This window comes from Clostridium sp. AF29-8BH (genome assembly GCF_003478145.1).
In the GTDB taxonomy this organism is placed as follows: Bacteria; Bacillota; Clostridia; order Lachnospirales; family Lachnospiraceae; genus Otoolea; species Otoolea fessa.
Genome location: NZ_QUEL01000046.1, coordinates 1 through 4556 on the forward strand (window position 1 = coordinate 1; position 4556 = coordinate 4556).

Annotated in this window: 4 protein-coding genes and 1 pseudogene; 4 read left to right on the plus strand and 1 reads right to left on the minus strand. The window is 48.8% G+C overall.

Features of this window, described 5'->3' with window-relative positions:
• The 4 genes and pseudogenes from DWZ16_RS15035 to DWZ16_RS15050 all read left to right on the plus strand — a co-directional run.
• A partial coding sequence (locus DWZ16_RS15035) for a CPBP family intramembrane glutamic endopeptidase (protein WP_147353440.1) occupies positions 1–575 on the plus strand: 575 nt, incomplete at its 5' end.
• Between the two features lie 190 nt (positions 576–765).
• Positions 766–2346 (plus strand): MobQ family relaxase, encoded by a 1581-nt coding sequence (gene mobQ, locus DWZ16_RS15040; protein WP_118523167.1) that lies wholly within the window; start codon positions 766–768, stop codon positions 2344–2346.
• A 65-nt stretch (positions 2347–2411) separates the two neighbouring features.
• Positions 2412–3056 carry a CHC2 zinc finger domain-containing protein gene (locus DWZ16_RS15045; RefSeq protein ID WP_117907929.1) on the plus strand — a complete coding sequence of 215 codons (645 nt, stop codon included), beginning with the start codon at positions 2412–2414 and terminating at the stop codon, positions 3054–3056.
• Positions 3025–4361 (plus strand): annotated as a pseudogene (locus DWZ16_RS15050) (virulence-associated E family protein). Before DWZ16_RS15045 ends, DWZ16_RS15050 begins: the two are co-directional and overlap by 32 nt.
• A 28-nt stretch (positions 4362–4389) precedes the next feature.
• On the opposite strand, the gene DWZ16_RS17075 reads toward DWZ16_RS15050, so the two are convergent.
• The coding region (locus DWZ16_RS17075; protein ID WP_412694365.1) for a tweety protein at positions 4390–4556 on the minus strand (167 nt) is incomplete at its 5' end.

Below are 4556 nucleotides of genomic sequence, written 5' to 3' on the forward strand. Positions count from 1 at the left end.
TATTTGGATATATGGGAGCCAAACAATTATATGATAAATCTAATGTCAAAATTAGTTTATTACCAAAAACGAAACAAGAAATTATAGTATATGGGGTACCCAAACAATTATATGATAAATCTAATGTCAAAATTAGTTTATTACCAAAAACGAAACAAGAAATTATAGTATATGGGGTACTCCCTGCTATTTTCCTTACATTGCTAAATACTGTATGGATGATACAAACTAATCCAATAGATTTTTCATTTAGAGTTAATGCTATAGTAGGCGGCTTAATTGCTAGTATTCCAGAAGAAGTTTTGTTTAGATATTTAGTATTTGCAGTATGTGTTTATATGGGAAAAGGTAAGGTGTTTTCAAATTTTCAAAATATTCTTTGCTATATAATCCTTATCCTGCCCCATGTTTTAATGCACTTTCCAGCAGGCATAGAAATGAATGTTATTGATTTGGGACTTATGAGTGTTTTTGGAATAGTGCTTACTTTTATTCAACGAAAATCTTCGTTGACATTAGCAATAGGAGTTCATTTTATTATTGATTTCATTCGATTAACGATATTTGGAGTGTAAGACAAATCCCAGTTTGCTATTCTACACACATCGGGTCAACTTGCCCCGAACTTTTACAACTAAATACCCGCCGTATACACAGTGGCACACCGAGCAGGAAATCTGAAAAAGGTCTCCTGCTTTTTTTCTGCCCAAAATGAGGTGGTAAAACGCCACCCCATCCGCCAATTACCGAAAGGAGTGATACGAAATGCCCTGTCCACACAACGAAATCACGATTGTTCAGCGCAGCCAGCGGCAGTCTGCGGTTGCCGCCGCTGCTTACCAAAGCGGCGAAAAGCTGTTCTGTGAATACGACCAGCAAGTAAAGCACTACCCGGAAAAGCGTGGTATCGTCCACAATGAAATCCTGCTCCCGGCAAACGCCCCACGGTCGTATGCAGACCGCAATACCTTATGGAACGCCGCCGAAGCGGTGGAAAAGCAATGGAACTCCCAGCTTGCAAGGAGGTGGATGCTTACCATCCCAAGAGAGATACCACCCGACCAGTACGCTGTCCTTGTCAGGGAGTTTTGTGAACAGCAGTTTGTTTCAAAAGGCATGATTGCTGACTTTGCCATCCATGACCCCCATCCGCCGGGACACAATCCCCACGCCCATGTCCTGCTGACTATGAGGGCAATGGACGAACATGGAAAATGGCTTCCAAAGAGCCGCAAGGTTTATGACCTTGACGAAAACGGGGAACGGATCAAACTTCCGTCCGGCAGATGGAAAAGCCACAAGGAGGATACGGTTGACTGGAACGACCAGAAGTATTGTGAAATCTGGCGGCATGAATGGGAGGTCATCCAGAACCGCTATCTGGAAGCCAATGACCGCCCAGAGCGTGTGGACTTGCGTTCCTATGCCAGACAGGGGCTTGATATAGTCCCTACTGTCCATGAGGGAGCTGCTGTCCGGCAGATGGAAAAGCGTGGTATCCAGACGAATATCGGAAACCTGAACCGGGAAATCAGAGCCGCCAACCGCCTGATGAAGTCTATCCGTCAGCTCATCCAAAACCTCAAAGGCTGGATTACCGAGCTGGGCGAAAAACGGAAAGAGCTGCTTGCACAAGAAGCGGCGGAGGAAGCGACACTTCTTCCCAATCTGCTGATGAAGTATATGGCGATACGAAAGGAAGAACGGAAGGACTGGACGAGGGCTGGACAGAACCGGGGGACTTCACAGGACTTAAAGGCAGTCAGCGAAGCCCTGTCCTATCTCCGGAAAAAGGGGCTTTCCACTGTGGAGGACTTAGAAGCATTTCTGGAATCTTCCGGGAAATCAGCCGCAGATTACCGCAATCAGATGAAGCCAAAGGAAGCCCGAAGCAAAGTGATTGACGGGATTCTTGCCAGCCGGACAGACTGCAAGGAATGTAAGCCCGTCTATGAAAAGTACCAGAAGATATTTTTCAAGAAAACAAAGGAAGCGTTCAAACAGGAACACCCGGAGGTTGCCCGGTATGAGAAAGCCGCCGCCTACCTTGCCAAGCACCCGGACGATAAGGACAGTACCCAAAAGGAGCTGCAAGAGGAGCAGGAAATGCTTCTGGAAGAAATTGCAGCCCTGAAAACACCGCTGACCGAGGTACAGGAGGATTTGAAGAAGCTGCGGGACATTCGCTACTGGGTACGGAAAGCCACCCCCGGCACAGAAAAAAGCAAAGAGCCGCCCATGAAACAGCCTATCAAAGAAGTCTTGCAGGATAAGGCTGACGAGAAAAAAGCACAAAGAACTGCCCCGGTGCAGACAAAACACAAACAACAGGATATGGAACTTTAACAGGCACTTGCCATTTTCAGATTGAGAATGTCAGGTGCTTTTCTTTTTTTCAAGGAGGAATAGATTTGAATTTATTTGAAGCTGTGAAGCAGTCCGTCACAACAAGACAGGCTGCGGAGCATTATGGAATCCATATAGGTCGGAACGGGATGGCTTGCTGCCCGTTCCATCACGATAAAACCCCAAGCATGAAGCTGGATCGGCGTTACCACTGCTTCGGCTGCGGTGCGGATGGGGATGTGATTGATTTTGCCGCCGCCCTGTATGGGCTGGGAAAGAAAGAAGCCGCCATACAACTAGCAAATGACTTCGGGCTTTCCTATGAGGACTGGAAGCCGCCGGGAAAGGCAAAAAAGCCCAAGCCTCGGCAGAAATCCCCGGAGGAACAGTTTCAGGAAGCAAAGAGCCGCTGCTTCCGTATTCTTGCTGATTATCTCCATCTGCTCCGGGCATGGAGAAAGGACTACGCCCCGCATTCCCCGGAGGAAGTCTTTCATCCCCGGTTTGTGGAAGCCTTACAGAAGCAAGCCCATGTGGAATATCTGCTGGATGTGCTGCTGTTCGGGGAGACAGAGGAAAAAGCGGCTTTGATTACGGACTACGGAAAGGATGTGATACAGCTTGAAAAGCGAATGGCAGAGCTTGCCGCCACAGACGCAGCAGGAACTAAAAAACACCATGAACGCCATGCAGCCGCCCCAGAGCGTTGAGGAAATCAAGGCGGGGCTGGAAACCACCGAGAAAGGCGGTGTCCGTCAGAGCATACGGAACTGCCTGACCGTATTTCAGCGTGACCCGTTGCTTTCCGGGGCTATCGCATACAACATCCTGACCGACCGCAAGGACATCATAAAGCCCATCGGCTTCCACAGGGAAAGCACCGCCTTAAACGATACGGATATGAAGTATCTGCTTCTCTATCTGGAAGAAACCTACGGGCTTACCAATGAGAAAAAGATTGATAACGCCATCGGGATTGTGGCGAATGAAAACAAGTACCATCCCATCCGGGATTATTTGAGTTCCCTTGTGTGGGACGGGAAGGAACGAATCCGCTTCTGCCTGCGGCACTTTCTGGGGGCTGACGCAGACGATTACACCTATGAAGCGTTGAAGCTGTTCCTGCTGGGTGCTATCTCACGAGCCTTTCAGCCGGGGTGCAAGTTTGAAATCATGCTCTGTCTGGTAGGCGGTCAGGGGGCTGGAAAGTCCACCTTCTTCCGGCTGCTGGCAGTCCGGGACGAGTGGTTCTCCGATGATTTGCGGAAGCTGGACGATGACAATGTGTACCGCAAGCTGCAAGGTCACTGGATTATTGAAATGTCGGAAATGATGGCAACCGCCAACGCCAAGAGCATTGAGGAAATCAAGTCATTTTTAAGTCGGCAGAAAGAGGTTTACAAGATACCCTATGAAACCCATCCGGCAGACCGCTCCAGACAATGCGTGTTTGGCGGCACTTCCAATGCCCTTGACTTCCTGCCCCTTGACCGTTCCGGCAACCGCCGTTTTATCCCGGTCATGGTATACCCGGAGCAGGCGGAGGTTCACATTTTGGAGGACGAAGCCGCTTCCAGAACCTATATCGGGCAGATGTGGGCGGAAGCGATGGAGATTTACCGAAGCGGCAGGTTCAAGCTGGCTTTCAGCCCTGCCATGCAGCGGTATCTCAAAGAACACCAGCGGGATTTTATGCCGGAGGACACCAAAGCCGGGATGATACAGGCGTATCTTGATAAGTACACCGGGAGCATGGTCTGCTCCAAGCAACTCTACAAGGAAGCCTTGAACCATGTCTTTGACGAGCCGAAGCAATGGGAAATCCGGGAAATCAACGAGATTATGAACCAGTGCATTACCGGCTGGCGGTACTTCCCGAACCCAAGAATGTTTCCCGAATATGGCAGACAAAAGGCTGGGAGCGTGAAAACCCGGCAACGGACTTATGCAACCCGTCTGAAAAAACGATGGACGGTTTTGTGGAGGTCACAGAACAGATGGAGCTTCCATTCTGAAAATGACAGCCCGTTGCATCCCCTGTTGCTATCCCGTTGCCGAGCCGGTTGCCGGAAAAAAACCCTTATTTCTGGGCTTTTCTCCTTTATAACAACCAAAACAACAGAAAAATAAAAGAAAAGTATAAATAGTAACCATCGCCAGATTGAGATTGTTTGCAAGGTCTTTTGAAGCCCGTTGCCGGACTTCGTTGC